22 protein-coding genes are annotated in these 25,958 nt (G+C 66.3%); 6 read left to right on the top strand and 16 right to left on the bottom strand.

All coding sequences use genetic code 11. The features are described from left to right. Positions 1-422 precede the first annotated feature (422 nt). From EV560_RS10195 to EV560_RS10180, 4 genes are all read left to right on the top strand, one after another. On the top strand, positions 423-2,243 hold the full coding sequence (locus tag EV560_RS10195) for a methanol/ethanol family PQQ-dependent dehydrogenase (RefSeq protein WP_131855653.1): 1,821 nt from the start codon (positions 423-425) through the stop codon (positions 2,241-2,243). A gap of 157 nt (positions 2,244-2,400) precedes the next feature. Next, positions 2,401-2,886 (top strand): c-type cytochrome, methanol metabolism-related, encoded by a 486-nt coding sequence (locus EV560_RS10190; protein WP_131856189.1) that lies wholly within the window; start codon positions 2,401-2,403, stop codon positions 2,884-2,886. Beyond that, the gene (locus tag EV560_RS10185) at positions 2,861-3,898 is read left to right on the top strand and encodes a substrate-binding domain-containing protein (protein WP_131855652.1); all 1,038 of its coding nucleotides are present in this window, start codon (positions 2,861-2,863) and stop codon (positions 3,896-3,898) included. The genes EV560_RS10190 and EV560_RS10185 overlap by 26 nt, the downstream gene beginning before the upstream one ends. A gap of 20 nt (positions 3,899-3,918) precedes the next feature. Continuing rightward, complete coding sequence (locus EV560_RS10180) at positions 3,919-4,446, top strand: PQQ-dependent catabolism-associated CXXCW motif protein (protein WP_131856188.1); 528 nt, start codon at positions 3,919-3,921, stop codon at positions 4,444-4,446. Between the two features lie 21 nt (positions 4,447-4,467). Here EV560_RS10180 and EV560_RS10175 read toward each other — a convergent pair whose 3' ends face one another. From EV560_RS10175 to EV560_RS10135, 10 genes are all read right to left on the bottom strand, one after another. Next, entirely contained in the window at positions 4,468-5,121 is a 654-nt protein-coding gene (locus tag EV560_RS10175) for a hypothetical protein (protein ID WP_131855651.1), read from the bottom strand. Then, positions 5,118-5,990 (bottom strand): ABC transporter permease, encoded by an 873-nt coding sequence (locus EV560_RS10170; RefSeq protein WP_131855650.1) that lies wholly within the window; start codon positions 5,988-5,990, stop codon positions 5,118-5,120. The genes EV560_RS10175 and EV560_RS10170 overlap by 4 nt, the downstream gene beginning before the upstream one ends. After that, the gene (locus tag EV560_RS10165) at positions 5,987-6,766 is read right to left on the bottom strand and encodes an ABC transporter ATP-binding protein (protein ID WP_248311982.1); all 780 of its coding nucleotides are present in this window, start codon (positions 6,764-6,766) and stop codon (positions 5,987-5,989) included. Before EV560_RS10165 ends, EV560_RS10170 begins: the two co-directional genes overlap by 4 nt. Continuing rightward, entirely contained in the window at positions 6,763-7,188 is a 426-nt protein-coding gene (locus EV560_RS36345) for a cupredoxin domain-containing protein (protein WP_248311981.1), read from the bottom strand. Before EV560_RS36345 ends, EV560_RS10165 begins: the two co-directional genes overlap by 4 nt. 52 nt (positions 7,189-7,240) lie before the next feature. Continuing rightward, positions 7,241-8,209, bottom strand: a complete 969-nt coding sequence (locus EV560_RS10160; protein WP_131855648.1) for a YVTN family beta-propeller repeat protein — start codon at positions 8,207-8,209, stop codon at positions 7,241-7,243. 68 nt (positions 8,210-8,277) lie between these two features. After that, positions 8,278-9,432 carry an ABC transporter substrate-binding protein gene (locus EV560_RS10155; protein WP_248311980.1) on the bottom strand — a complete coding sequence of 385 codons (1,155 nt, stop codon included), beginning with the start codon at positions 9,430-9,432 and terminating at the stop codon, positions 8,278-8,280. Positions 9,433-9,723: 291 nt separating this feature from the next. Then, positions 9,724-10,401 (bottom strand): AroM family protein, encoded by a 678-nt coding sequence (locus EV560_RS10150; RefSeq protein ID WP_131855646.1) that lies wholly within the window; start codon positions 10,399-10,401, stop codon positions 9,724-9,726. A gap of 68 nt (positions 10,402-10,469) precedes the next feature. Continuing rightward, positions 10,470-12,092 (bottom strand): OPT/YSL family transporter, encoded by a 1,623-nt coding sequence (locus EV560_RS10145; RefSeq protein WP_131855645.1) that lies wholly within the window; start codon positions 12,090-12,092, stop codon positions 10,470-10,472. A 54-nt stretch (positions 12,093-12,146) separates the two neighbouring features. Further along, positions 12,147-15,998, bottom strand: a complete 3,852-nt coding sequence (locus EV560_RS10140; protein ID WP_131855644.1) for a hydantoinase B/oxoprolinase family protein — start codon at positions 15,996-15,998, stop codon at positions 12,147-12,149. A 3-nt stretch (positions 15,999-16,001) separates the two neighbouring features. Further along, entirely contained in the window at positions 16,002-16,778 is a 777-nt protein-coding gene (locus tag EV560_RS10135) for an IclR family transcriptional regulator (RefSeq protein ID WP_131855643.1), read from the bottom strand. A 272-nt stretch (positions 16,779-17,050) separates the two neighbouring features. Between EV560_RS10135 and tenA the strand changes: the two genes are divergently transcribed. Further along, positions 17,051-17,719, top strand: a complete 669-nt coding sequence (tenA, locus tag EV560_RS10130) for a thiaminase II (protein WP_131855642.1) — start codon at positions 17,051-17,053, stop codon at positions 17,717-17,719. Positions 17,720-17,848: 129 nt separating this feature from the next. Here tenA and EV560_RS10125 read toward each other — a convergent pair whose 3' ends face one another. The 6 genes from EV560_RS10125 to EV560_RS10100 form a co-directional block, all read right to left on the bottom strand. Further along, positions 17,849-18,814 carry a 2-hydroxyacid dehydrogenase gene (locus tag EV560_RS10125; RefSeq protein ID WP_131855641.1) on the bottom strand — a complete coding sequence of 322 codons (966 nt, stop codon included), beginning with the start codon at positions 18,812-18,814 and terminating at the stop codon, positions 17,849-17,851. Positions 18,815-18,837: 23 nt separating this feature from the next. Continuing rightward, positions 18,838-20,439, bottom strand: a complete 1,602-nt coding sequence (gene ggt, locus EV560_RS10120; protein WP_131856187.1) for a gamma-glutamyltransferase — start codon at positions 20,437-20,439, stop codon at positions 18,838-18,840. A 77-nt stretch (positions 20,440-20,516) separates the two neighbouring features. Continuing rightward, positions 20,517-21,341, bottom strand: a complete 825-nt coding sequence (locus tag EV560_RS10115; RefSeq protein ID WP_131855640.1) for a creatininase family protein — start codon at positions 21,339-21,341, stop codon at positions 20,517-20,519. A 74-nt stretch (positions 21,342-21,415) separates the two neighbouring features. After that, positions 21,416-22,219, bottom strand: coding sequence for an ABC transporter permease (locus EV560_RS10110; RefSeq protein WP_131855639.1), 804 nt, complete (start codon positions 22,217-22,219; stop codon positions 21,416-21,418). Continuing rightward, entirely contained in the window at positions 22,216-23,172 is a 957-nt protein-coding gene (locus tag EV560_RS10105; protein WP_131855638.1) for an ABC transporter permease, read from the bottom strand. Before EV560_RS10105 ends, EV560_RS10110 begins: the two co-directional genes overlap by 4 nt. Before the next feature lie 214 nt (positions 23,173-23,386). Then, positions 23,387-24,919, bottom strand: a complete 1,533-nt coding sequence (locus EV560_RS10100; protein ID WP_131855637.1) for an ABC transporter substrate-binding protein — start codon at positions 24,917-24,919, stop codon at positions 23,387-23,389. Between the two features lie 311 nt (positions 24,920-25,230). Between EV560_RS10100 and EV560_RS10095 the strand changes: the two genes are divergently transcribed. Further along, entirely contained in the window at positions 25,231-25,923 is a 693-nt protein-coding gene (locus EV560_RS10095; RefSeq protein WP_131855636.1) for a GntR family transcriptional regulator, read from the top strand. Positions 25,924-25,958: the final 35 nt, after the last annotated feature.

The following is a 25,958-nucleotide window of genomic DNA, read 5'->3' as shown; positions in this document are numbered from 1 at the left end:
TGATGGCTTCGAGGCGACAACCATCAGCGTTTGTAGCACGCAAAAGATATCGTCGCCATTTCGTGCTCTGACCTTGGCAAATCACCAAGTTATCCGATCTTCCCATTAAATTGTGCGATGCAAAAAATGTTGCGACTGCTCTTTGATAGGTCAGTAATCGTGACGGATCGCTTGATGTCGGAGGCGCTTTCGCCGAGTTCAGGCGAAAATGCGACGAGTTGTCACGCTGTGATCTTGTCCAATTCAAAAAAAGGGCCTACACCATGCGCCCATAGATAGAAATCGGCTTCTGCGGCTGGCGCTCGTTTGGCGTTGATACAGTCGTGATCCCTACGCGTGCCCAAGCGCTTCGGACGCTTCGGCGGCTTGCCGTGATACTATGGAGCGCTACCCAATACAAACAAAACGCCAGGAGGAACGCCATGCGCAAGATCATCCAATCGGCCGCTTTGTTAACAGGCGTAGTCATTTCAACACAAGCATCAGCCAATCCTGATGTGATCAAGCAAACGTCGGATCCAAATCAGTGGGCGATCCAGACGGGCGACTACGCCAATACGCGATATTCAAAGCTCGACCAGATCAATCGAGATAACGTCAAGAACATGAAGGTGGCGTGGACCTTCTCGACCGGCGTGCTGCGCGGTCACGAGGGCGCGCCGCTGGTGATCGGCAACACGATGTATGTGCACACGCCGTTCCCGAACATCGTCTACGCGCTCGATCTGGCCCAGGACGGCAAGATCATCTGGAAGTACGAGCCCAAGCAGGATCCATCGGTCATCCCGGTGATGTGCTGCGACACGGTCTATCGCGGCGTCGCCTATGCTGACGGCATGATCTTCCACCATCAGGCCGACACCACCGTCGTGGCGCTCGACGCCAAGACCGGCAAGGAGATCTGGAAAGCGGTCAATGGCGACCCGAAGAAGGGGGAGACCAACACCGCGACCGTCCTGCCGGTGAAGGACAAGGTCATCGTCGGGATTTCCGGCGCCGAATTCGGCGTGCGCGGGCATGTCACCGCCTATGACATGAAGACCGGCAAGCAACTCTGGCGGGCCTTCTCGACCGGACCGGACAACGAGATGCTGATCGATCCGGAGAAGACCACCTCGCTCGGCAAGCCGGTGGGCAAGGATTCCTCGCTGAAGACCTGGACGGGCGATCAGTGGAAGATCGGCGGCGGCACGGCCTGGGGCTGGTATTCCTATGATCCGGAAACCAACCTGTTCTTCTATGGCACGGCCAATCCCTCGACCTGGAACCCGGTGCAGCGGGCCGGTGCCGACGGCAAGCCGATCGACCAGAAATGGACGATGACGATCTTCGCCCGCGATGCCGATACCGGCGTGGCGAAATGGGCCTACCAGATGACGCCCTTCGACGAATGGGACTATGACGGCGTCAACGAGATGATCCTTGCGGACATCCCGGTCGGTGGCCAACCCCGCAAGGCGCTCGTGCATTTCGACCGCAACGGCTTGGGCTACACGCTCGATCGCGTGACCGGTGAATTGCTCGTCGCGCAGAAATTCGATCCGAAGGTCAACTGGACGACCGGCGTGGTCATGGACAAGAACAGCCCGCAATTCGGCCGCCCGCAGGTGGTCCCGGCGATGTCGACCTTCCAGACCGGCCAGGACAAGAACACCAAGGGTGTCTGCCCGGCAGCGCTCGGCTCCAAGGACCAGCAACCGGCGGCATTCTCACCGCGTACCGGCCTGTTCTATGTGCCGACGAACCATGTCTGCATGGACTACGAGCCGTTCCGCGTCTCCTACACGGCCGGTCAGCCCTATGTCGGCGCGACCCTGTCGATGTATCCCGCGCCCGGCAGCCATGGCGGAATGGGTAATTTCATTGCGTGGGACGCTGGCGAGGGCAAGATCGTCTGGTCGAAGGAGGAGCCCTTCTCCGTCTGGTCGGGCGCGCTCACGACCGCCGGCGGCGTGGTGTTCTACGGCACGCTGGAAGGCTATCTGAAGGCGGTCGACGAGAAGGACGGCAAGGAACTGTTCAAGTTCAAGACGCCCTCCGGCATCATCGGCAACGTCATGACCTATAGCCATGGTGGCAAGCAGCATGTCGCAGTGCTGTCGGGCATCGGTGGCTGGGCCGGCATCGGTCTCGCCGCTGGCCTGACGAACCCGACCGACGGTCTCGGCGCGGTCGGCGGCTATGCCGGATTGCGCGACTACACCGCGCTCGGCGGCACGCTGACGGTGTTCACGCTGCCGTGATCGACACGCGGCGGACGGCCGGCGCGGCTTGAGAAGGTTGCGCCGGCCTTTTTGACGTCCGTCCCACGATCGCGGCTAACGGCAGCCAGGCGGGGGACTACCGGAGAGGCTGAAAGTGAAACACTTCGGCATCGGCTTCGCATTTGCAAATCTCGCCATGTTGGCGGTGCTTCTGGTGGCGACCTCCGGGTCGTCCCAGGACAAAAAGCCGGCCAAGACCGAGGAAGACGGGAAATGGATGACCGCGGACGGCGAGCCGACCTACAACATCACCGCTGATGGCAAGGTCGACTGGTACACCTATTCAGGCTTCCGCCGTTATCACTCCGAATGCCATGTCTGCCACGGTCCCGAGGGCGAGGGCTCGTCCTATGCGCCGGGGCTGGTCGAGTCCCTGAAAACGATGAAATATCAGGACTTCATGGCGGTCGTGGCCGGCGGGCGTACGGTGAACCGCCCGGACAAGACGAGCGTCATGCCGGCGCTTGGCGATAACGTCAATGTCATGTGCTACCTCGACGACATCTACGTCTACCTCAAGGCGCGTGCCGATGGCGCGTTGCCGCGCGGCTCGCGCCCTGAGCGCAGCGGTGAAAAGCCGGAGACGGCCATTCAGAATGAAAAGACCTGCATGGGTTCCTAGAGCATTTTCGAGCGAAGCGGGTACCGGTTCGCGTGAAGAAAATGCGATAAAACAAAAGCCTAGAGTATTTTCGCGATTCGAAGAAACGCGGAAATGCTCTAGAGCGGGACGCAGCGGCTCGTTGCCCGGCCTCGCGACCAAGATAGCGCTGGTGGACGTGCTTCGTTCAGCCTGTGTCAGTCTGCGGCTGATCTTTGGCGCGCTTGTGCTCGTCGCCGCAGCAAGCCTGAGCGCGGCGGCCGAGACTGGCCGCGCCGATCTGGTCAATCGTGAGGTTCTCCGGGTCTGCAGCGATCCGGCCAATCTGCCCTTCTCCAACGAGGCGCGGCAGGGCTTCGAGAACAAGATCGCGGAGCTCGTCGCGGACGAGCTGAAGATCCCGCTCGAATATACCTGGTTTCCGCAGGCAACGGGTTTCGTGCGCCAGACGCTATTCGCCAAGCGTTGCGATCTCATCATCGGCTATGCTCAGGGCGACGATCTCGTCCTCAACAGCAACCATTATTACCGCTCGAGCTATGTCCTGCTCTTTCGGCCGGGGCAGGGGCTCGATGGCGTGAAAATGCTCGCGGATGAGCGCCTGAAGGGGAAGCGTATCGGCATCGTCGCGGGGACACCGCCCGGAAACATCATGGCGATGCTCGGGCTCATGGAGAAGGCGAAGCCCTATCCGCTGACCGTCGACCGGCGCTACGACTCTCCCGCCGAACTGATGATCGCCGATATCCGCTCGGGGGAGATCGATGCCGGCATTCTGTGGGGGCCGATCGGCGGCTATTTCGCCAGGCGTGGCGGCGAAGCGCTGACCGTGACGCCGCTGCTCAAGGAAACGATCGGGCCGCGAATGGCTTATCGGATCACGTTCGGGGTGCGCAACCAGGAGGATGGCTGGAAGCACACGCTGAACGAGATCATCGCCAAGAGACAGGGCGATATCGATGCGATCCTGCTCGATTTCGGCGTGCCGCTGCTGGACGAGGAGACGGTGCCGATCACATTGCCACGGCGCTGACCATGTGGCGCCAGGCCACCATGCTGGCCCTTTGCCTCCTGGTGACGGGCGTGGCGGGCAGCCAGGCGCAGAGCATACCGGACGAGCCGTCCGGCTATCGCACCGATGCCTATCGCGCGCCGGTTCCTGCGACGCTGCAGGGAGCCCGTGTCATCGACACGCCAGCGGCGGAGGCTCTCTGGCACGAGAAGGCGCTCTTCATCGACGTGCTGCCACGTGCCATGAAACCGGCGAACCTGCCGGCGCACGTGATCTGGCGCGAGCCGCCGCATAAGAGCATTCCGGGCGCGACCTGGCTGGCCAATATGGGTTATGGCGTCATACCAGAGCCGCTGCTGCGGGCCTTCGAAGTGCGACTGGAAACGCTCACGGAAGGTGATCGTTCGAGGGCGCTGGTGTTCTTCTGCCTGAAGGATTGCTGGATGTCGTGGAACGCGGCCAAACGCGCCGTCTCCTGGGGCTACAGCAACGTGATCTGGTTCCCTGACGGCATTGATGGCTGGAGCGATGCGCTGCTTCCGCTCGACGAGGTCGCGCCGGCGTTCTGAAGTCGCTGCTACCTGGCCCCCTCAGTCCTTCATCAGCGACCGGATTTCGCGGGCGAGATCAAAAGCGCGCTGCTCGATCTGCACGGGGATCTCACAGGCGATTGGGAGCGATTCCTGCCTTTCGGCGAAGAAGCGCGTGTCCCACTTGTACCTGTCCTCGGCTGCCGTCAGCTCAGCCTTGGCCTTTTCGTCCGTAGCCGCCTTGGCGCGAAGCGTGTTCAGGGCCGCGCCCTGCTCCTGGATGCGCTCGGCAATCTCCCTTTGCCGGTGCTGAAACCGTTCCAGGCCGGCGAGGACCACGGCGCGATCGTCATTGATGGACTTCAGCACGCCGGCGAACAGCGTCTTCAGCTTCTCGTCCCGCGATGCGTCAGGCTGGGCCTTGGCCCATTGCTCCAGGCTCTCCGCGGCTTTCTCCATCGGGTTGGCGCGGCTGACGAGCCCCTTGATCAGGCGTCCCATCTCCGCATCGTCCTGCCAGCCCGAGAGCCCATCGACATCGGGGCCGTCCCACATTTGTGCGGCGGTGAGGGTCAGGACCTTCCTCTGAATGCAGGGCCATTCCGGCTCGACCGCCTGCGCCGGAAGGCTGGCGAACAGGGCCACGCCACAAGCGATCGGGAGCGCCGCATCGAGCAGGCGCCGGTTCTGTAAAAGGCCACTCGCGAACGTCATGCCGCGCCTCCGGGAGCACCGCGCCGGCCCAGCAACCCCTTGGAGGGATTATAGGCGTAAATCGCGGCAGCGAGAAAGACGGCGGTGAATGCGAGCACCGCCGCGAGCGAGGCAGGATCGAGCTGCACATAGAGGGCGAAGCGGATCAGCTCGACCGCATGGGTGAAGGGATTGAAGCGACAGATTTCATAGAGCAGCGGGCTCGATTCCCGGATGCGCCAGAGCGGATAGAGCGCGGAAGAAGCGAAGAACATCGGGAAGATCACGAAGTTCATGACGCCGGCGAAGTTCTCGAGCTGCCGGATGATCGAGGAGATGAACAGGGCCAGCGCGCCGAGCATCAGGCCGGAGAGTACGAGCGCCGGCAGCACGGTGAAGTAACCGAGCAGGGGCGGTTCGATCTCCCAGAAATAGGCGATCAGCAGGAAGACATAGACCTGCAGCAGGGACACCGCGCTGCTGCCGATCAGCTTGGAGACGAGCAGGAACCAGCGCGGGAACGGACTGACGAGCAAGATCCGCATTGCGCCGGTCTCGCGGTCATAGACCATGGAGAGCGATGACTGCATGGCGTTGAAGAGCAGGATCATGCCGATCAGGCCCGGTGTCACGAAGACCTCGTAGAGAACGTAGGTCTCGTAGGGCGGGATGATCGAGACGCCGAGGACCTGGCGGAACCCGGCGGCGAAGATGAAGAGCCAGACGAGCGGTCGCACCAGGGCGGAGAGGAAGCGCTCGCGCTGATGGATGAAGCGCAGGACCTCGCGCCAGACGATGCCGTTGAAACAGGCGAGATAGCCGGCGAGGCCGGAGCGGACATGCGGGCCCTCGCGCGTCACCGAAAGGCGCTCTGTCGGAACCGGCTTCATGCCGCCGCACCCTGCGCGTTCGCGGCTGCCGAGCCGGTCATCGCCGTGAAGGCATCGCGGACCGTTTCCATACCGGTCATGGCGAGCAGGCTGTCGTGATCGCCGGCGAACAGGACCCGGCCCTTGTGCAGCACGATGATGCGGTCGCTCGGCGCGACCTCGTCGATCAGATGCGTCGCCCAGAGGACGCCGAGCCCCTCGCCGGCGACGAGGCCGCGCACCAGGGCGATGATGCCTTCGCGCGCACCGATATCGAGGCCGACCGTCGCCTCGTCGAGCAGGAGGCAGCGCGGCTCGTGCAGCAAGGCGCGCGCGATCTCGACACGGCGCGCCTGCCCGCCGGAGAGGGCACGGACCTTGTCATGCGCCTTGTCGGCCAGCCCGACGGTTTGGAGCAGCGCCATGGCGCGGGTGCGTGCCGCCCCCGGGCCGAAGCCGTGCAGCGCGGCGTGATAGGTGAGGTTCTGCAGGAGGCTGAGATCGGCATCGAGCGAGCGGCTCTGGAACACCACGCCGATCTGGCGGAGCGCCGCCGAGGGCGCGCGGCGCACATCATGGCCGAAGACGCGGATCTCGCCGCTGACATTGTCATAGAGCCGGGTGATCAGGGCAAACAGCGTCGATTTGCCGGCCCCGTTGAGGCCGAGCAGCACGGTGAACGAGGCGGCCGGAACGTCGAGCGAGACATCGACGAGCGCGCGCCGGTCCCCGAAGGCGTGGCTCACCTCGGCGACCGAAAGAGCCGTGACGGCGGGGGGATGGATATCCAGGCTCACTTGACGATGAACCGCCCGGCCATGCCCTTGTCCGCCAGGCCCGTGCAGGACCAGGCATATTCGCCGGGCCGGATCGGCACGAAGAACAGCTCCGCCTCGCCTTCGCGCTCCATCTCGATCTCGTAGATATGGCTGGCCTTGATCTCGACCTTGTTGACCTCGACCTTGCGCAGCCAGATGAAATTGGTGAATTCCGGCGCTACCCAGGCGCATTCCTTGGCACCGGTCGATTTGAGCTTCAGCACATAGCCCTTGCCCGTCAGAAGGTTGAAGTCCTTCTGCGAGATGCCGTAGCCGGCATTGCCGAGGCCAAGTTCCAGCACCGGCAGCCGCTCGACCTTCTGGGCGAGATAGCCCTCGGCCTGGGCTGTGCCGGCCATAAGGGCTGCCGTGGCTGGCAGGGCGACGAGGCTGATCTTCATGGCTGTCCTTCCGATAGATCTGTCGGCTTGCCGCCTGTGTTGCGTGAACGGATCAGAATGGGGCGACCACGACTCCCCAGGGATAGCGCCCGACCTTCACCGACTTGGTCACGCGCAGCTTCTCGACATCGATGATCGAGACGTCGTTCGAGGTGCCGTTGGTGGTGAAGAGCTGCTTCTCGTCCGGGGTGAAGGCAAGCTGCCAGACGCGCTGTCCGACCAGAAGATAGCGCTCGACCTTCAGGGTCGCGACATCGATGACGGCGACCCGGTTGGCCGGCCCCAGCGCGACGAAGGCCTTCTTGCCGTCCCTGGTGATCCGCACGCCGACGGGCTGAATCGCGTCGGCATTGACGCCGTTGATCTGGAACGAGACCTTGCCGACGGGCTTGCGCGTCTTCACGTCGATGACGCTGACCGTGCCGCCGATCTCGGAGCTGACCCAGACCTGCGACCCATCCGGCGTGAACTCGGCATAGCGCGGACGGGCATCGACCAGGACATGATCGATCGATTTGTTGCTCTCGGTATCGATGAAATGCGCCATGTTGGTCGTTTCGGAGGTGTTGACGAGGATCTTCCCATCCGGGCTGACGCCCATGCCTTCCGGCTCGACGCCGACCGGGATCTCGGTCAGGACCGTGCCCTTCTCGATATCGACGACGGTGACGATGTTGTCGTCCTCGTTGGCGATGTAGAGCGGGTTGCCCGTCGGATGGAGGACGAAGAGTTCCGGATCGGGGCCGGATGGCAGGTTCTTGATGAATTCGAGCGTCTTCGCGTCGAAAACCTGCACGGTGTTATCGTCGCTGGCGCAGATCAGCAGCCATTCGCCATTCCGGGCGAGCGTGATGCCGCGCGGACGCTGGCCGACCTTGATGGTCTTGGTCACCTGCAGCGTATTGCTGTCGATGACGCTGACGGTGTTGTCCTTCTCATTGGAGACGAACACGGTGTTCGCTTCCACGGGGACCGGGAGCAATAGCAACGCGCCGGTCAGAAGAGGGTATTTCAGCCTCATGTTCAGCTCCCGATCATCGTTTCGAGAATTCAGGACGCTATTCACTTCAGGTCAGAACGACCGGTCTCCTACATTTTGCACTTCGTTTCGGGCCGATCGATCCCGAGCGTATCCAGCACCGAGAACTGGTGCAGGAAGCCCGGCTGCGGCGAGACCGAGACCGGGAGCTTCGGCGTCGCGATCAGCAGCGGCTGGCGAAGCTGGCCGTTCCAGTCCCGGAATGTCAGCCTCTGCCCTTTGAAGCCGGCGACCTCGAACTCGGCTGAACGCAGATGCGCCGAGATTTCGGCGAAGGCGGTGGAGCGACGGCGCGTCGCCGCCTCGCCGATGGCGCGCACCGCCAGCCAGACATCGTAGTCGAGCGGGCGCATCGTCCGGTTGGCCGAGCGCCTGAAGCGATTCTGGAACTGGGTCCCACCCCATTGCTCGAGCGCCGGATGCCAGCTTGTCGCCACCAGGCCCTGTGTGCCCGCGACCGGCCGCGGCTCCCAGGTGCGAAACGGCAAATACTCGCCGAACTGCTCGGACTCGTCGGCGACGACCACGACGTCATGGGCGGCGGCGTTCTGCGTGAATAGCGGAATCTGCTGCTGGACCTGCTCGTGGCCGCCATCGGCCCGCCTGGAGCCGCTTTCGACGATGAAGGTCCGCTCCTCGACGATGCGCGCACCGAAGCGTTTGGCGGCGCGCTTGAGCGCCTCGGCGAAGGCGATATCCTCCGGCTGTTGCCCGGCGATCAGGAACCAGCGCCGCCATTGCTTCCAGACGAGATATTGCGCCAGCGCATCGGCCAGCATCGCGCGCGATGGGCTGGTGTGAAAGACATTGGCGCGGCAATCCTCCTCGCGAAGGTTCTCGTCGGGAACGCCGGCATTGAGGAGGAGCGCCTCCTTGTCCTTCAGCGCGTCGGCCAGCGCGAGCACGGTCTGCGGCTGGACCATCAGCACAAGAAAATGCTGCCCTGCGGCGACCTGCTTGACAGCTTCCGCGACGAGCTCGTCGGGCTTGGCGCTCTCGATCATGTCGAGACGGAAATCCTGGCCGAGGAAGCGCCCGGTATTGTTGTTGTCGGCGATGGCCTGTTTCGCGCCCGCAACGCCGTCATCGCTCGGCGGGATGTCGAGCAGCGACAGAGGGGGAGGCCGGTCGACCTTCTCGTGGACGAGCAGGATGCCGATCGTTTTCGCATCAGTCGCGGGCTGTTGCGTGGATTGTGCGTGCAATGGCGTCGGTGCGCCGCCAAGCAACAGCATACCAAGGGCCAGAACGGCAGATGCGGTGCACCGCGTTCCGGCCTTCCAACGATGAGCACGGCGATGGGCCTCGCATTCCTCCATGCGTGGCGCTCCCTCGTGAGCGAAACGCTGGCTGCGAAGACAGGCCGCATCGCCCTTTCTTTGAGCCAAAGCTGAGCCCGGCCGATGAGCCCTGTCAAGCAGGGCGAGCCCGAAAGCCCGATCAGCCTCAGGTTGCGCGGGATTCGTCGAGATTGCGGTCCTGGACGAGGTCGATCCCTAGAGGATTTCCGAGACCAGCTTCGCGATCATGCTGTTGGACAGGATGACGGGAAGGCCGGATCCCCGTGCGGCCTCGGTGCGATGGCGCTCCACGAAGCCCATGCAGTCGAGGAGCAGGATTGTCGCGCCACGTTGCGCCAGCTCGGCGGCGGCCTCCGCAAGGCCGGGCTCGGTTTCGACATAGGGCGAGGCGGCGGCGTAGATCGGCGGGCGCGCCAGCGGGCGCCATTTCGCCGCTTCACTGTCGATCTGCTCGGCCAGCGGCACGACGATGCCGAGCTGCTCCTCGCCGACCATCGCCGCCACGGCCGGCGGCAGGATGCGATCGGGCTCGACGAGCCGGGCCTGTTTGCAGGCGAGCGTCCCGAAATGCCCGGTGCAAAGCATCAGGATGGTCGAGCAGCCCTCGGCTTCGAGCATGGCGAGCTTGCTCGCGGCCGCTGCCTCCGTCTTGTCGCGGTCGGTGATGACGGCGCTGCCGTCGAGCAGCCTGGTCGTGAGCAGCGCGCCCTCCGGCCGGGGCGCGAAGTCGCGCGCGATCTCAGCTTGCGTCAAGCCGTCGAGGACGCCGGCATGGTGCCGTGGCACGTCGTCAGGCAGAACGGCGTCGAGGATCGGGGTGATGTCGGCGCGTGGCGCCTGGCCGATGGTGAGCGTTCCGAGCTTACGAGCCAAGTCCTGTCTCCGTCTTCGGCCGATGCGGGAAAGGGCCGGGCCGGGGAACGCCCGGCCCCGCTATTTGGTCAGCGCCTGAAGTTCTTGATGACGCTGTCGAAGAAGCTGAAGATCGCGTCGCCTGCGATTGCGCCGGCGGCGAAGACCTCCATGTCGCCCTCGCCATCGGCGCCGCGCAGGCGCTCCCAGACCAGGCGCGGGACAATGCCGGCCAGCACGGCCCAGCCCGCCACGGGGAAGTTGATCAGCAGGCCGGTGGCGAAGAGCACGCCGATCTGGCGCTTCGGCCCACCGAGGAACTGCAGGAGCGCGCCCGGGATGGCCCAGAGGAAGAGCGACCAGGCGACGCCCGGCGCGACGCCGGCCTTGATCGTGGCGGCGTAGACCCTGTTGACCGGCGCGACGAGGTTCTGGTCGAAATAGGACTGGTAGGAGACCAGCACGACGAGCCCGGCGATCACGAACGCGAACATCGCCGCGAAGAGCTGCTGCTTGCGGCCTTCGCGCTCAAATTTCGGGTCGATGCCGTTACCGCGCAGAATGTAGCCGGCCTTGAGGTCGTAGCCCATGTCGGCGAAGGCAGGGCCCGTTGCCGCCGAGAAGCCGACGAGCAGTGCCAGCGCCGGCATCGGGAAGCCGATCAGCATTCCGATGATCAGCGTGATCAGCGCCACCGCGAAGGCCGGGAACCAGCCCGAATGCATCGCCGCCAGGCCGACGATCAGCTCATGCACATAGGCGGCGAATGCGGCGTAGAGCACGAACAGGATCAGCATGCCAACGGACATGTCGGTCACCAGCCCGCCGGCAAGGGCGAGGAAGATGGCGATGGCGATGTAGGCGGCCGTGCCGAGGCCGAGCGCACGCCGCACCTCCGCATCATTGGTGCCGGCCGCATTCTCCCGCGCCTTGGCCGCCTCGTCGCGCTGCATCAGGAGCTGCGCAACCTGGACCAGCGCAACGACGCCGGCGCCGATCATGAAGCCGTGCGGGATATAGGCGGCCATCATGTCGCCCTTGGGGATGATGCTCGCGAAGGTCGGGTTGTCGAAGAGCTGGGGCGAGTAGCCGCGCAGCAGCAGGCCGACGCCGAACATCGAGAGCGCCCAGACATTGCCGATGAAGGCGACGCCGAAGGCCGACATCGGGATCTTGAAGAAGGCGCCGATGATGCCTACGACGAAGCCGATGCCCATCAGCACCGCCTTGCGGCCGCCCTCGTCGCCGGCCTTGATCGCCTCGGCCGCCGCCACGCCGGGCGGCCATGCCCCGGTCGCCGGGAAGACGCGGGAATCGAACATCCGGTAGAGCAGGTAGCCGTCGAGCAGCATGGCGAGGAAGGCGCCGATCAGCATCGGCATCACCAGGTCGGGGCGGCCGAGCAGGAAGGGGATGCCGATCGGCAGGAGCAGGCTGTTGGCCGCGCCGAAGGTCGCCGAGGAGATGGCGCTCTGCGCCAGGTTCTGGACGTGGATCGAGCGGTAGCGCAGGAAGAGCCCGAGCGGCATCCGGGCGAGAACCATCGCCGCCATGGCGCCGATGAGCGAGGTATTGGCGGTCACGCCGAGCGAGACCAGCAACTGCATGCCGATGATGGCGCCGAAGACGCTGAGGATCGCGATCAGAACCAGCGTCGCCGGCTCGAACAGGGTTGGATGCCGCTGCGGCGCGGTCTCCCTTGGTTCAGTCATAGGTATAGTCCCCTCTGGCCCCGTTTCGGGTTCTCACGCCGGTTGGCGTTGCTCTCATCCGGCCACGAACTGGCCGGATGAGGTTTCGGTGGCGCCTTGGGGCGCAGAATCGGGCTTGGCGCCGTAGTCGCGGCGCGCCGCCTCGGACGAGACGAAGCCCCGCGCGATGTCACGCTTGACGACGTTCGGGTCGCGTTCGGCCGGGTCGCCATAGCCGGCGCCTCCGGCCAGGACGAGCTCGACGATCTCGCTGGGATGCATGACCTGGACCAGGGCGCCGGTGCCGACATCGTTGCGGATGGCGCCGCTCTCATCGAGCACACGGCCCGATGCGCCGCCCCCGGCCTTGCCGCCGAACAGGCCCGGGATCGGGTTGTCCACGCCTTCCGGATAGAGCGAGACCAGGGTCGGCAGCCCATCATCGGCGAGCTTGCGGAAGCGGACGCGCTGGCCGAGGCCGCCGCGCCGGCGGCCGGCGCCACCGGAATCCTGCAAATAGGTCTTCTCGACCACCAGGACCGGCACGCGCGCCTCGAAGGTCTCGATCGAGGTGTTGGCGGCAGAGGTCGGGTAGAGCAGGCCCGACTTGCCGTCGCCATGGGCCGAGCCGCCCTGGCCGCCGCCGACGAAGAGCATGTCGGAATAGGTTTGGCCTTCGCCGTCGCGGCCGTAGACGCTGGCGGCGACGGGCAGGCCGGTGAAGGCCTGGACCTGCTTCGGCGCCGCCTTCGACAGGGCCCGGAAGATGTTGGGCGCGAGATACCAGCCGGTGCGGGTGCGCAGGTTGACGGCGAGCGGCTTGTCGCAGTTCAGGATCGAGCCCTTCGGCGCGTCGATGGTGAAGGGCCGGTAGCAGCCGGCATTGCCGCGCACATTCGGCGTCAGCATGCATTTCAGCGGGTAGGTGGCGTGGGCGCTGGTGTAGTTCAGCGTGCAGTTGAGCCCGCCCTGCGGCAATTGCGGTGGCGCGCCGGCAAAGTCGAGATGGATCTCGTCGTGCTTGATCGTCAGGGCCAGCGGATAAGTCATCGGCGTGCCCAACGGATTATTCGTGGCCGTGCCGTGATAGACGCCATCCGGCAGGGCGGCGATCGCATCGCGCATCGCCTTCTCCGAACGGCTCTGCACGACATGGGCGAGCGCGCGCAGGTCCTGCATGCCGTAATCGGTCATGAAGGCCTTGAGCCGCTCGGCGCCGATCGCGTTGGCGGCGACGAAGGAGTGCAGGTCGCCTAGGACCTGATCGGAGTTGCGCACATTCTCCGCGATCAGCCGCACCAGCGTCTCGTTGATGCGCCCAGCCTCGGCGAATTTCATCGGCGGGATCTGGAAGCCTTCCTCGTAGATCTCACGCGCCCTGAGCGAATCCTTGGTGCCGCCGATATCGGAGACATGGCCGACCGTGCCCATCAGACCGACGACGCGCTCGCCCAGGAAGACCGGGGTGACGATGGCGATGTCGAAGAGATGGCCGGCGCAAAGCCAGGGGTCGTTGGTGATGAGCACGTCGCCCGGCTTGAGGGTCTCGGCCGGATAGCGCTCGAGCAGCGCCTTGACCGCGCGCGGCAGCGTCAGGTTGAACACCGGCATGGCGCGTGGGCTGTGGGCCAGCGTCTCGCCTTCGGGATCAAGCAGTTCGCAGGCGAAATCCTGCGATTCCGAGATCACCAGCGAGAAGGCGGTGCGGCAGACGGTAAGCCACATCTCCTCGACGACGTTGACGAGCCGGCTCCACATGATCTCCAACGAGATCGGATCGGCCTCGATCCGCCGCGCGGCTTCCGCCAGCGGCATGTCGGCCGTGATCGAGGTTTCGGCCGCGCTCGCCTTGGCGACGCTGATCACGAGGTTCAGCACGTCGTCGATCGTCACGGTATCGCCGGGCGGCACGATAGTCGTCGCCTCGCGCTCCTCGATGATGGCCGGGCCGCTGATGCTGTCGCCGGGCCGCAGCGCGTAGCGGTCATAGACGGTCGCCTCGCTCCAGCCGCCCTCGAACCAGGCCTGGCGCGCGCCCTTCACCTTCGCATCGGCATCGCCGCCACCGGCGGCGCCGGAGAGCGAGAGCGTCGGCGCCGGGCCGGTGCAGCGCACGCGGAAATTGATCGCCTCGAGCCGGGCGCCCTCGTAGACGGCGGTGTAGCGGGCCGAATAGGCGCGGCTGAACGCTTCGCGGATCGCGCCCAGGCTGCTGGAATCGATCGTGCCGCCAGGCAGCGTCACCGCGATATCGTGCATCTGGCCGACGAGGCGCATGTCGGCGGAGCGCTCGACCGCGATATCGGCCGGCTTCACGCCGGCTTCCAGCAGGTGCTTGCGACCTTCGGCCTCGAGCTCGCCGAGCAGCGCATTGACCGCGCCGGCATCGAAGCCATCGGAGAACTCGACCGGCAGCGAGCGCACCAGGTCGAAGGAGAGCGGGGCGGCCAGGAAGCCGAGCGCCGAGGCCGCGCCGGACGCCGGCGGGATGATGACCTCGGTGACGCCGAGCACGCGCGCGACATCGACGGCATGCGCCGGGCCGGCGCCGCCGAAGCCGACCATGGCGTAGCGACGCGGATCCTTGCCCTTCTCGACAAGATGGACACGGGCGGCGGCGCCCATGCTCTCGGTCACGACCTTGTGGACGCCCCAGGCCGCTTCCTCAATGGAGAGGCCGAGCGGCTCGGCGATCGACGCAACGGCCTTGCGCGCCGCGCCGACGTCGAGCGCCATGCGCCCGCCCAGGAAGAAGCCCGGATCGTAATAGCCGAGCACGAGATTGGCGTCGGTCACGGTCGGCTTGGTGCCGCCCATGCCATAGCAGGCCGGGCCGGGATCGGAGCCGGCCGAATGCGGGCCGACCTTGAGCAGGCCGACCTCGTCGATCGCCGCGATCGAGCCGCCGCCGGCGCCGATCTCGATCATGTCGATCACCGGCGCCTTGATCGGCAGGCCAGATCCCTTCGAGAAGCGGTTGACGCGGCCGGCCTCGAGCATCGGCGCGATCTCGGCGCGGCCATCCTCGATCATGCAGGCCTTGGCGGTTGTGCCGCCCATGTCGAAGGAGATAACGTCCTTGTGCCCGGCGAGCTCGCCGAAGAGCGCGGTCGCCAGGCCGCCGCCGGCCGGGCCGCTTTCGAGCAGGCGGATCGGGAAGGTGCGGGCGGTCTCGGGCGAGACCAAGCCTCCGGCCGAATGCATCAGGCGCAGCACGCCGCGGAAGGAGCGAGCCGCGAGCTCGCGCTCCAGCCGTTCCAGATAGCGCTGCATCAGCGGCTGGACATAGGCGTTGGCGGCGGTGGTGACGAAGCGCTGGTACTCCCAGATCTCGGCGACGACCTCGCTCGACAGCGAGACGGCGAGCTCGGGGAAGGCCTCGCGCACGATGCGGCCGGCCTCGCGCTCATGCGCCGGGTTGCGGTAGCTGTTGAGGAAGCAGATCGCGATCGCCTCGCAGCCGGCTGCGGCGAGCTGGCCGGCTGCGGCCTTCACGGCGGCTGCATCGAGCGCGGTGACGATCTTGCCGTCACGGTCGATGCGCTCGGCGACTTCGAGGCGCAGCTCGCGCGAGACAAGCGGCTCCGGGAAGGTCAGGAACAGGTCGTAGATGTCGTAGCGCTGCTCGGTGCCCATCTCGAGGATGTCGCGGAAGCCGCGCGTGGTGATCAGGCCGAGCCTGGCGCCCTTGCGCTCGATCACGGCGTTGGTGACAAGAGTCGTGCCGTGCACGATATCGCCGACATCGGCGAGCGTGATGCCGGCCATCTCAGTCAGCTCGCCCAGGCCGATCAGGGCCGCCTCGGAGGGATCATGCGGCGTGGTCAGCCGCTTGTGCAGGCGCACCGAGCGGCTGTCTTCGTCATACAGGATGAAGTCGGTGAAGGTGCCGCCGATATCGAAGCCGATGCGCCAACGATTGCTCATGGCTTACTCCACTGGTGAGGGGTGAACAGGAACGAAAAGCGGATCCTTGGTCACGGCCGCGATCGCTGCGGCTCCTTCGCTCAAGGACCGGATGATGGTGCTGCGCTCCTCGGCCGTCGCCGTGGCGGCCGGAAAGGAGATGCAAAGCGCGACGGCGTCGCCCGTAGCCGGGTCGCCGACGGCGACCGAGATGGCGCCGACACCGCGCACAGCCTCGTCCTCGGATTCGGCATAGCCCCTGGCGCGCACGACCGCGAGCCGGCGCAACAGCTCGTCGACATGCTGCGGTGCGGTCGCCGAGGGCGGCACGATATTGCCCGGATAGAGACGGCGGATCTCGTCATCCGGCAGGCGTGCCAGCAGGGCACGCCCCGTGCTCGATGCGAAGGCGCTGATGCGCTCGCCGATCGCCGTCACGACCCGCAGGGCATGGCGACCCGGATGGGCGGTGACGCCGACGATATCGATGCCGTGGCGGACGCTGATATAGCCGGTATGGCCGATATCGCCGGCGACGCGCGCGACCACGGCGTCGCCGCGATCGACCAGCGAAGCCGAGAACCGATAGACCTGCCCGGCCTGGTGCAGCAGCACGCTCGGGCGGTAGCGCTTGGTCTCGCCGACGGCTTCGAGCATGCCCGCGTCCCGCATCGTCCGCAGCAGCCGCGAGGCATTGCTCTTGGGCATGCCGAGCAATGTGACCAGGTCCGTGACGGTCACGTCATGGCGGTTGCTCGAGAAGCATCGAAGCACATCTGCGGCAGCCAGCAGGATCGACATTCGCACGCCCCAGAGTTCCATTTAATGGAACTATAGTTTCATTTATAGAGACGATACGCCGATGCCCTGACGAGTCAACGGCCGCTCCGGCTGGCGCTGCTGAAATTCTGGGCAGGTCGATGCGAGATCGTAGCCACGCCGCTCAAGGAGGCAGTAGGCAGGCGCCCCGCTGCCTGTCAGGCATCGCTTGGCTCGATGCTCATCGCGATCTACGAACGGATCGCGGTAGCCGCCCGGCACACCGTATCGACGGCGTTTTAGGCGAGGGCCGCATGGATATTTTCGAGCGCCTGAAAGCGGCTGCGCCCATGGAATGGGCTGGTTATGTCGACCACGCCTTCGTCCGGCAGATGGGGGCGGGAACTCTGCCGCAGGCGGCGTTCCGGACCTATCTCGTGCAGGACTACCTGTTCCTGATCCAGTTCGCCCGGGCCTATGCGCTCGCCATCTACAAGAGCCGGAACCTGGCGGATATGCGGATGGCGAAGGCGGGGCTATCGGCGATCCTCGATGTCGAGATGGATCTGCACGTCCGGCTGTGCGGCCGCTGGGGGCTCCCTCCGGGCGAGATCGAGGCGGCACCGGAGCTGCAGGCCACGGTCGCCTATACGCGCTTCGTGCTGGATTGCGGGGTCGCGGGCGATCTGCTCGACCTGCATGTCGCGCTGGCGCCCTGCGTCATCGGTTATGCCGAGATCGGCCGGCGGCTGGCCCCGGATGGCGTAGCCGCGCTGGCGGACCACCCTTACACCGATTGGATCGGTGAATATGCCGGGGAGGGCTACCAGGAGGTGGCAGCGCAGGCGCGCCGCCATCTCGACGATCTCGCCGCGCGGGCGATGACCGAACAGCGCTTCGGCGAGTTGGCGGCGCTCTTCGCCAAGGCCTCGCGGCTGGAGGCGGATTTCTGGCAGATGGCGCTGACGCAGAGCGAGCGCTAAGAGCATTTCCGCGTTTCTTCGAATCGCGAAAATTCTCTATCTACTTGTTTTGACACATTTTCTTCACGCGAACCGGTATCCACTTCGCTCGAAAATGCTCTAGCCGTAGCCCTCGCTCTGCGGCCGTGGCTACACGACCAGATCGTGTTCGGGCACGGGCTCGCCGCGCGAGACATGCAGCATGTTGGCGAACATGCGCTTCACCACCGGCGCGAAATTGTCGGCGGCGATCGCCGCCAGATGCGGGGTCACTACCAGCTTCTCGACCTTGAGCAGCGGGCTGTCGGACGGCAGCGGCTCGGTCTCGAACACATCCATGGCCGCGCCGGCGATCTCGCCGGCATTCAGCGCCTCGATCAGGTCGGCCTCAGCCACGACGCCGCCGCGCGCGACATTGACCAGCACCGCCGTCCTCTTCATCGCCCTGAAGGCGTCGCGGTCGATCAGGTTGGCGGTTTCCGGGGTCAGCGGGCAGTTGAGCGAGATCACGTCGGAATGCGACAGCAACTCGGGGATCGCAGCGAATTTGGCGCCGATCGCGGCCTCTTCCACGGCGTCGAGCGGCCGGCGCTTGTTGTAGAGAATGGTGCAGCCGAAGCCCTTGAGCAGGCGCGCGAGATTCTGGCCGATCGCGCCGAAGCCGATGATGCCGACCGTCTTGCCCGAGAGCATGAAGGTCTCGCCGGGCAGCCGCCCGCCGCGCCATTCGCCCTTCTTCAGCTCGGCATGGCCATAGGAGATGAAGCGCAGAGCCGAGAGTGTCAGGCCGAGCGCGAATTCGGCGACCGGCACGGCGTTGCTGCCGGTGGTGCGGGCGATCCTGATGCCGAGCTCGCGGGCGGCGTCGAGATCGAGATTATCGACGCCGACGCCCCATTTATGCAGCAGCTTGAGCTTCCTGGCGGCGCTCAGCACGTCGCGGTTGACGCCGACCTGGCCGGCAATGGCGTAGTCCGCCTCGGCGATGATCTCCTTCATATGCGCATCGCCGCGCGCCGTGCCGTGGGTCAGGACGAAACCCTCTGGCAGGAATTCACGCAGCTTGTCGGCGCGTTCGGGGGTCATGAGGTCGAGGACGACGATCGTCTCAGGCATGCTGCTTCCAGTGCTTTACTAAATCAGTTCGTGCTGAAGCCGATCCCGGCGCGGGCCAGGCCACCGGACATGGCGACCGGCGTGCCATCGGCGCGCCAGCAGGCGGCGCCGGTCAAGGTGCCGTCGGCGTTGAAGGCGATGGCATTCATGCCGCCGGCGATGCGGGGGGAGCGGACGATCCGGTGGCCGCGGGCAGTCAGCTCGGCGGCGACGGCGTCGGGGATCGCCTCCTCCAGTTCGAGCACGCCGCCCTCGGTCCAGATGCGCGGTGCCTCGACCGCCTCCTGCAGGCTCATGCCATGGTCGATCAGGTTGACCAGCGCCTGCAGCGCCGAGGGGAAGATGCGCAAGGCGCCGGGCAAGCCGAGCGCATAGGCGAGCCGGCCCTGCTTCAGCGCCATCATCGGCGCCATCGAGGTGAAGACGCGCTTGCCGGGCGCGATGGAAAGTGCGCGGCCGGGATGCGGATCGAAATTGAACATGTAGTTGTTGGCGATCATCCCGGTGCCGGGGATCTGCGTGCAGGCGCCGAAGATGCCGTTGATCGTCTGCGTGGTGGAGATGACGTTGCCGTCGCTGTCAGCGACCGTGACATGGGTCGTGTCGGCGGATTCGCCGGAGAGGCCCGCTGTCCAGTGCTTCGCCGTATCTATCGCGATCAGCGCGCGCCGCTCGTCGGCATAGGCCTTGTCGATCAGCCGGTCGACCGGGACCTTGATGAAGGCAGGGTCGGCGGTTGCGACGGCGCGGTCGGCGAAGGCGATCTTGAGCGCCTCGGCCAGCAGATGGATGCTGTCGGCCGAGCCGAAGCCGAGCCCGCCCATGTCGAATGCTTCGAGGATGTTGAGCATCTGCACGACATGGACGCCGGAGGAGGCCGGCGGCGGCGGGCCGACGATCTCGTAGCCGCGATAGAGGCCGCGCACCGGCTCGCGCTCGGCAACGCGATAGGCGGCGAGGTCGCCCTCGTCGATCAGCCCGTCATTGGCAGCCATGAAATCGGCAAGCGCCTTGCCAAGCGGGCCGGCATAGAGCGCGGCCGGCCCGTCCCTGGCGATCAGGCGCAGGCTCGCGGCATAGTCGGTCTGGATCAGGCGCGTGCCGGGCTGCAGCCGCTCGCCGCCTGGCAGGAGCAGCCTCGCCAGGCCGGGATCGCGGGCGAGGTCGGCTGCTGCGCCGGCGATGCAGTTCGAGAGATAGGGGGTGGCGATGAAGCCGCGCTCGGCGAGCGCGATCGCCGGCTGCAGCACCTCTTCGAGCGGCAACGTGCCGAAGCGCGCCAGCGCCTCGCACCAGCCGGCGAGCGCGCCGGGCACGGCGACCGCCTTCGGCCCGACGACGTTCAAGCGGTCGCGGACATCACGAGCCCGGCCGATCTCGTCGGAGAGGCAGTCATACATGTCGGCGCTGGCCCGGCGCGGCGCGGTCGAGAGCCCGTCGAGGACGGTGTGGCGGCCATCGGCCATGCGGATATGGGCCAGGCCACCACCGAGGATGCCGACCATCATCGGCTCGACAACCGTGAGCGCGAAGAGGGAGGCCACCGCGGCATCGATCGCGTTGCCGCCGGCGAGCAGCATCTGCGCGCCTGCCGCCGAGGCGAGCGGATGGTTGGTGACGACCATGCCGCGCGAGCCGGTGGCTGGCCGCTTCTCGCAGGTGAATTCGGCGATCCGCGCCGGCCGTAGAGGACGATTCACGGTTAGGCCGGGACCTTGGCGTCGAAATGGGCGATGAAGCGGGCGCAGACATTGCTGAGCTTCTCGGTCAGCGCCGCGCCGGTCTCGGCCGAGCAGAGGTTCGGATCGCCCTTGCCGACGCCCTTGGTGTAGATCTCGTCATAGCCGTTGGGCATCGCGACCTCGGCGCCCTCGAAGCTCGCGGTGCCAAGCCCGGTGAAGGGCAGGCCGAGCAGCGGGTCGTTCTTCAGCTTGGTTCCGGCCGGGATCAGGTCGGGCCGCATCAGCTCCGGGAAGAGATGGAGGCCGATGCTGGTCAGCGGGTCGGCGCCATGGCCGGAAACCTTCGCCGATTTTTCGGCGCCGACGATGCCGGGCAGAAGGCCGTAGCCGATGCGCCAGAGATAGAGGCTCGGCAGCACGATGCGCTCGCGCTCGTAGAGCTCGCGCGCGACCTCGGCGATCGGTCCGACATTGCCGCCGTGTCCGTTGATGACGATGAGCCGGGTCAGGCCGTGGCGGTGCAACGAGTCGACCATCTCGGCAATGACCGTGGTCAGCGTCGCCTGCGAGATGGCGATGCCGCCGGGCATGGCGGCGAACCAGTCGGCCCCGCCGAAGGGCAGGACCGGCGCGACCAGGGTGCGCACGCCGGCCTTCGAGGCGCGGATGGCGGAGAGCTCGGCGATCTTCTCGGCCAGCAGATAGTCGCCCATCGGTGCATGCGGGCCCTGATCCTCATGGCTGCCCATCGGCAGGAGGATCACCGGGTTCGTCGCGAGGATCGCGCGCGCCTCGCCGCCGGTGATGGTGCCCATATGGACGAGCGGGTCAGTCTTGGCGGCCATGGTCGGAATCCTTGCAGAGCGGGGTGGTCATTGATGCGCCGGCAAGCGGCGCGGGGAAGGGGCGTGGCGACATGTCAGCGCCCCGCCGTGCGCGGGTCGACCGCGTCACGCAGCGCGTCGCAGAGCAGGTTCATCGCCAGGATGGTCAGGGTGAGCGCGGCGCAGGGCCAGAGCAGAAGCAGGGGCGCCTGCTCCATCGTGGCGCGGGCGCCGCGGATCATCAGGCCCCAGGAGGGCGCCGGCGGTACGACGCCGAGGCCGAGGAAGGAGAGGCCGCTTTCCAGCACCACGGCCGCTGCGACCGCGAGCGAGAGCTGCACCAGGATCGGCCCGGCGATATTGGGCAGGACGGTGAAGAACAGGAGATGGGCCGGGCTTGCGCCGAGCGCGCGCGTCGCCTCGACATAGTCGCGTCCGCGCGCCGCCAGAACCTCGGCATAGGTGACGCGGGCGAAGCCGGGCAGGTAGAGCACGGAGAGCACGAGGATCAGCGTCGCGGCGCCCGGCCCCAGCAGCGTCACCACCAGCAATGCCAGCACGATCGGCGGGAAGCACATGATGATCTCGACGCTGCGCACGGTGAGGAAGGCGCTGAAGCCCCGCGCCCAGCCGCCGATCAGGCCAAGCACGGTGCCGACGAGGCCAGCGGTGAGTGCGGCCGCGAAGGCGACGCCGAGGCTGGTGCGCGCGCCCCAGATCAAACGCGAGAGCACGTCGCGGCCGAACTCGTCGCGGCCGAGCCAGGAGCCCGGCATCGGGCCGGAGAGACGTCGGGCGATATCCTGGCGCACCGGATCGGGCAGGCCGAGCAGCGGCGCCGAGAGCGCCAGCAGGATGATGATGCCGACACAGGCGGCGGGAAGCCAGAGCCGCCTCATGCCGTCTTCATCCGCGGGTCGATCAGCACCTGCAGCAACTCGACGACGAGGTTGATCAGCAGGAACAGGATCGAGATGGTCAGCACGATGCCGACCACCATCGGATAGTCGCGCGCTTCGACCGCGCGCAGCAGCGGCGTCGACAGGCCCGGCCAGTTGAAGACATATTCGACCAGCACGGTGCCGCCGAGCAGCGTGCCCATATGCAGGCCAAGCACGGTCATCACCGGGTTCAGCGCGTTGCGCAGCACATGGACGATGAGCACGCGCCGGGGCGCGAGCCCCTTTGCATAGGCGGTACGGACATAGTCGTTGGCGAGCGCGTCGAGCATCGCCGAGCGCGTCATCCGGAAGAGCACGGCGGCGAGGCCCTTGGCGATGGCGATCGCCGGCAGCGTCAGGAGCTTGAGATGCTGGACCGGGTCCTGTGCCAGCGCGATATAGCCGCCAGCCGGCATCAGCCTGAGTGTCTGGGCGAAGAGCAGCACGAGCAGGGTGCCGACGACGAAGACCGGCACGGCGAGCAGCAGCGCCGTGACGCCCGAAGCGAAGCGGTCGAAGGCGCCGCCACGATGCAGCGCGGCATAGACGCCTGCCGGCACGCCGATCAGGATCGCAAGCAATGTGCCGGCTAAGATGAGCTCCAGCGTGCGCGGCAGGCGCAGCCCGATCTCGTGCAGGACGGGATAGTCGTCGACCAGCGAGGTGCCGAGATCGCCGCGAAGCAGGCCGCCGAGGAAGGCGGCATATTGGGTGAGCAGCGGCCGCTCCAGGCCGAGCTTCTCGCGCAATTCCGCCACGGCCGTGGCGTCGGGCACGGCGCCGCCGGTCGAGAGCAGGAGCTCCGCCGGGTCGCCCGGCACCATGTGCAAGGCGAGGAAGACGATCGTCGCCACGACCCAGGCCATGATCAGGGAGAGCGCGATGCGCCGCGCGAGCCAGCCGGCGCTCATCGAGAGCTTTTCCGCATGTCTTCACGCGAACCGGTGTCCACGTCGCTCGAAAATGCGCCAGCGCAGGCCCGACCAACCCGCGCCGTCATTGCGAGCGCAGCGAAGCAATCCAGGAGGACCGGGCGCCTGGCGGCCCCAAAATCGCTTCGTCGCCGCGTTCCCCGCAATGACCGGGCAGGCGCCCCCGACCGCTTCGCGATTCCGGCAGCCACGCTCATCCGAAATAGGTCTCTTCGAGCATGCAGCCCGAGGAGGTCGTGAGCGCGCCGGGCAGGTTGACGAAGCCCTTGACGTCCTTGGTCATGCCATAGCCCTGCGAGCGCCAGGCGAGGCCGACCAGCGGCACCTCCTCCAGCGCGACGCGTTGCATCTCCTTGTAGATCTCGACGCGCTTGGCCTGGTCGAATTCGGCGCGGCCCTTGGCGAGCGCGGCGATGGTGCGGGGCGCATCGACCTTGAAGGAGCGGCCATGGCTCGGCGAGAGCGAGGTGTCCAGCACCACGGTCAACCCGTCCGGGTCGTTATTGTCGGAGGAGACGCCGTGGATCGCCATGTCGTATTGGCCGCGCACGCCGCGGTTGACGCGGGTCGACCAGTCCGGAAGCTGCAGCTCGCATTGGATGCCGATGGCGGCGAGATGCTGCTGCACGACCTCGGCAGTGTCCTTGTGCATGCCGAATTGCGCGGTGGCGAGCATCGTCGTCTGGAAGCCATTGGCATAGCCGGCCTCGGCCAGCAGCGCCTTGGCGCGGGCCGGATCGTAGTTCCAGCCATGGGCGAGCTCCTTGTCGTACCAGGGCGTGCCCTCGACGATGGGCAGGCCCTCGAGCGGCTTGCCGCGGCCGAAGAAGGCCGCCTTGACGATGTCGTCGCGCTTCACGGCATGGGCGACGGCGCGGCGTACGCGGGCATCGTTGAAGGGCGGCTTGGTGCCGTTGAAGAGCACGTCCATGAACGGCCCCTCGACCGAGTCGAGCTTGAGGCGCTGGTCGGCCTCGACCGCCGCCATCGACTGCCAGGGCACATACTCGATCATGTCGACATCGCCCGACATCAGCGCGGCGTTGCGCAGGTTCTCGTCAGCATAGACGACGAACCTGATGCCTTTCAGCTTGGGGAAGCCGGGCTTGTAGTATTTGTCGAAGGCGACGAGATCGAGCGAGGTGCCGCGCTCCTGCCCGGCGAGGCGGAAGGGGCCGGCCCCGATCGGCTCGTTCGGCTGTGATTTCCGCCAGATGATGAAGGTGTTGTAGTTGCCGAACCAGGTCGGCAGCGTCGCCTCGGGCTGCTTGGTGACGAGGCGGATGGTCTGCGGATCGGGGATCTCGATGCGCTCGACGCCCTGGAACTGGGCCCGCATATAGGCGGTCGATTTCTCGCCGGCGATCTGCTCGATCGACCATTTCACATCGTCGGCGGTGACCGGCTCGCCATTATGGAACAGGCAGCCCTGGCGCAGCTTGAAGACCCAGGCGCCGTCCTTGTCGAGCGCCCAGGACTCCGCGAGCTCACCGCGCAATTCGCCATTCGGGCCGTAGCCGACGAGGCTGCGGTTGATCAGCATCTTCACCGTGCCGGCCGAGGCGCCGGTGCTGACCCAGGGCTGCAGGTTGGGCGGGAAGGCGGAGAGGCCGTAGCGGATGATGCCGCCCGCCTTCTGCGCCACGGCGCGTTGCGACAGCAGGGGGGAGAGCAGGGCCGGGGCAGCGAGACCGGCCTGGAGCAGCGAGCGGCGGGATATCGTCATGAGCTGATCCTCTGCTGGTGACGCGGGCCGGTCGATGGGCCCGCTAGATCGGGGCTGCCCGGAGCAAGAATGGAGCCACCGCCTGCCGGCCGCTCGCCTTCCGTGGCTTGTTCCGTGAGTTGGCGTGATCGCGCGTGCCGGACAGGCCGACGACGGCAGTCTGCCGCGGGGCGAGGCAAATGCCCAGCCGTGCTCGCTTGCAAAAAGCCGCCGAAAATTTCATCATGCGTCACGTATACATGGCGGATTTTTAGCTGTCCATATCGCCTCCCAGCCTGGAGAGGAGGCGGGCGGGACTTCTGGTCGGAACGATGAAGCGCAACGAGGCGGCTGTCAGGGACACGGCGGAGGAGGATGGAAAGCCGACGCGCGAGCGCGTCTATTTCTATGTCCGCGAGCAGATCCTGCGCGGGCGCTTCCCCGGCGGCTCCTTCATCGAGGAGGGCGAGATCGCGGCCGCGATGGCGGTCTCGCGCACGCCGGTGCGCGAGGCACTGCACCGGCTGGAGGCAGAGCGCTTCGTCGATCTGCTGCCGCGCCGCGGCGCGCAGGTCCGCCAGGTCACGGCGCAGGAATTCGCCGATCTCTACGAGACGCGCCGGATGATCGAGAATTACGTGGTCGCTCGCATCTGCGGGGAGCGGATTCCGATCCCGCCGCGCATGGCCGAGATCCTCGACGAGATGGATCGCTTCGCCACGCGCGACCATTTCGAGCGTGTCGAGCTCAACCGCCAGTTCCACCTCACCATGGTCTCGGCGCTCGGCAACGAAGTCCTCTCCGAGCTCTACAGCTCGCTCGGCTCGCGCCAGCAGCGGGTGGCGATGACGACGCTCGGCGTCGACCCCAACCGCGTCGAGCGCGTCCGCGAGGAGCATCGCGCCCTGCTGGCGGCGCTGGTCGCGGGCGATGAGGCGCAGGCGCGCGCCGTGCTCGAAAAGCATCTGCGCCCGGTGCTCGGCGTGATCTCGCGCCTGCCGGGCTATCCCGTTTCGGCGGAATAGCGGGATGCATTCGCGGATCGCCCGCTGGTCACGCG

The organism is Allobosea sp. BK604 (genome assembly GCF_004341515.1).
GTDB lineage: Bacteria > Pseudomonadota > Alphaproteobacteria > Rhizobiales > Beijerinckiaceae > Allobosea.
The sequence above is the reverse complement of the archived record's forward strand: the minus strand, read 5'-3'. Positions and strand labels throughout refer to the sequence as shown.

Excerpts from the sequence above, each read along its gene's own strand:
- EV560_RS10195 (WP_131855653.1), top strand. The coding sequence starts at position 423 with ATGCGCAAGATCATCCAATCGGCCGCTTTGTTAACAGGCGTAGTCATT.
- EV560_RS10190 (WP_131856189.1), top strand. The coding sequence starts at position 2,401 with ATGTTGGCGGTGCTTCTGGTGGCGACCTCCGGGTCGTCCCAGGACAAA.
- EV560_RS10185 (WP_131855652.1), top strand. The coding sequence starts at position 2,861 with ATGAAAAGACCTGCATGGGTTCCTAGAGCATTTTCGAGCGAAGCGGGT.
- EV560_RS10180 (WP_131856188.1), top strand. The coding sequence starts at position 3,919 with ATGCTGGCCCTTTGCCTCCTGGTGACGGGCGTGGCGGGCAGCCAGGCG.
- EV560_RS10175 (WP_131855651.1), bottom strand. The coding sequence starts at position 5,121 with ATGACGTTCGCGAGTGGCCTTTTACAGAACCGGCGCCTGCTCGATGCG.
- EV560_RS10170 (WP_131855650.1), bottom strand. The coding sequence starts at position 5,990 with ATGAAGCCGGTTCCGACAGAGCGCCTTTCGGTGACGCGCGAGGGCCCG.
- EV560_RS36345 (WP_248311981.1), bottom strand. The coding sequence starts at position 7,188 with ATGAAGATCAGCCTCGTCGCCCTGCCAGCCACGGCAGCCCTTATGGCC.
- EV560_RS10160 (WP_131855648.1), bottom strand. The coding sequence starts at position 8,209 with ATGAGGCTGAAATACCCTCTTCTGACCGGCGCGTTGCTATTGCTCCCG.
- EV560_RS10145 (WP_131855645.1), bottom strand. The coding sequence starts at position 12,092 with ATGACTGAACCAAGGGAGACCGCGCCGCAGCGGCATCCAACCCTGTTC.
- EV560_RS10140 (WP_131855644.1), bottom strand. The coding sequence starts at position 15,998 with ATGAGCAATCGTTGGCGCATCGGCTTCGATATCGGCGGCACCTTCACC.
- EV560_RS10135 (WP_131855643.1), bottom strand. The coding sequence starts at position 16,778 with ATGTCGATCCTGCTGGCTGCCGCAGATGTGCTTCGATGCTTCTCGAGC.
- tenA (WP_131855642.1), top strand. The coding sequence starts at position 17,051 with ATGGATATTTTCGAGCGCCTGAAAGCGGCTGCGCCCATGGAATGGGCT.
- EV560_RS10125 (WP_131855641.1), bottom strand. The coding sequence starts at position 18,814 with ATGCCTGAGACGATCGTCGTCCTCGACCTCATGACCCCCGAACGCGCC.
- ggt (WP_131856187.1), bottom strand. The coding sequence starts at position 20,439 with ATGGTCGTCACCAACCATCCGCTCGCCTCGGCGGCAGGCGCGCAGATG.
- EV560_RS10115 (WP_131855640.1), bottom strand. The coding sequence starts at position 21,341 with ATGGCCGCCAAGACTGACCCGCTCGTCCATATGGGCACCATCACCGGC.
- EV560_RS10110 (WP_131855639.1), bottom strand. The coding sequence starts at position 22,219 with ATGAGGCGGCTCTGGCTTCCCGCCGCCTGTGTCGGCATCATCATCCTG.
- EV560_RS10105 (WP_131855638.1), bottom strand. The coding sequence starts at position 23,172 with ATGAGCGCCGGCTGGCTCGCGCGGCGCATCGCGCTCTCCCTGATCATG.
- EV560_RS10100 (WP_131855637.1), bottom strand. The coding sequence starts at position 24,919 with ATGACGATATCCCGCCGCTCGCTGCTCCAGGCCGGTCTCGCTGCCCCG.
- EV560_RS10095 (WP_131855636.1), top strand. The coding sequence starts at position 25,231 with ATGAAGCGCAACGAGGCGGCTGTCAGGGACACGGCGGAGGAGGATGGA.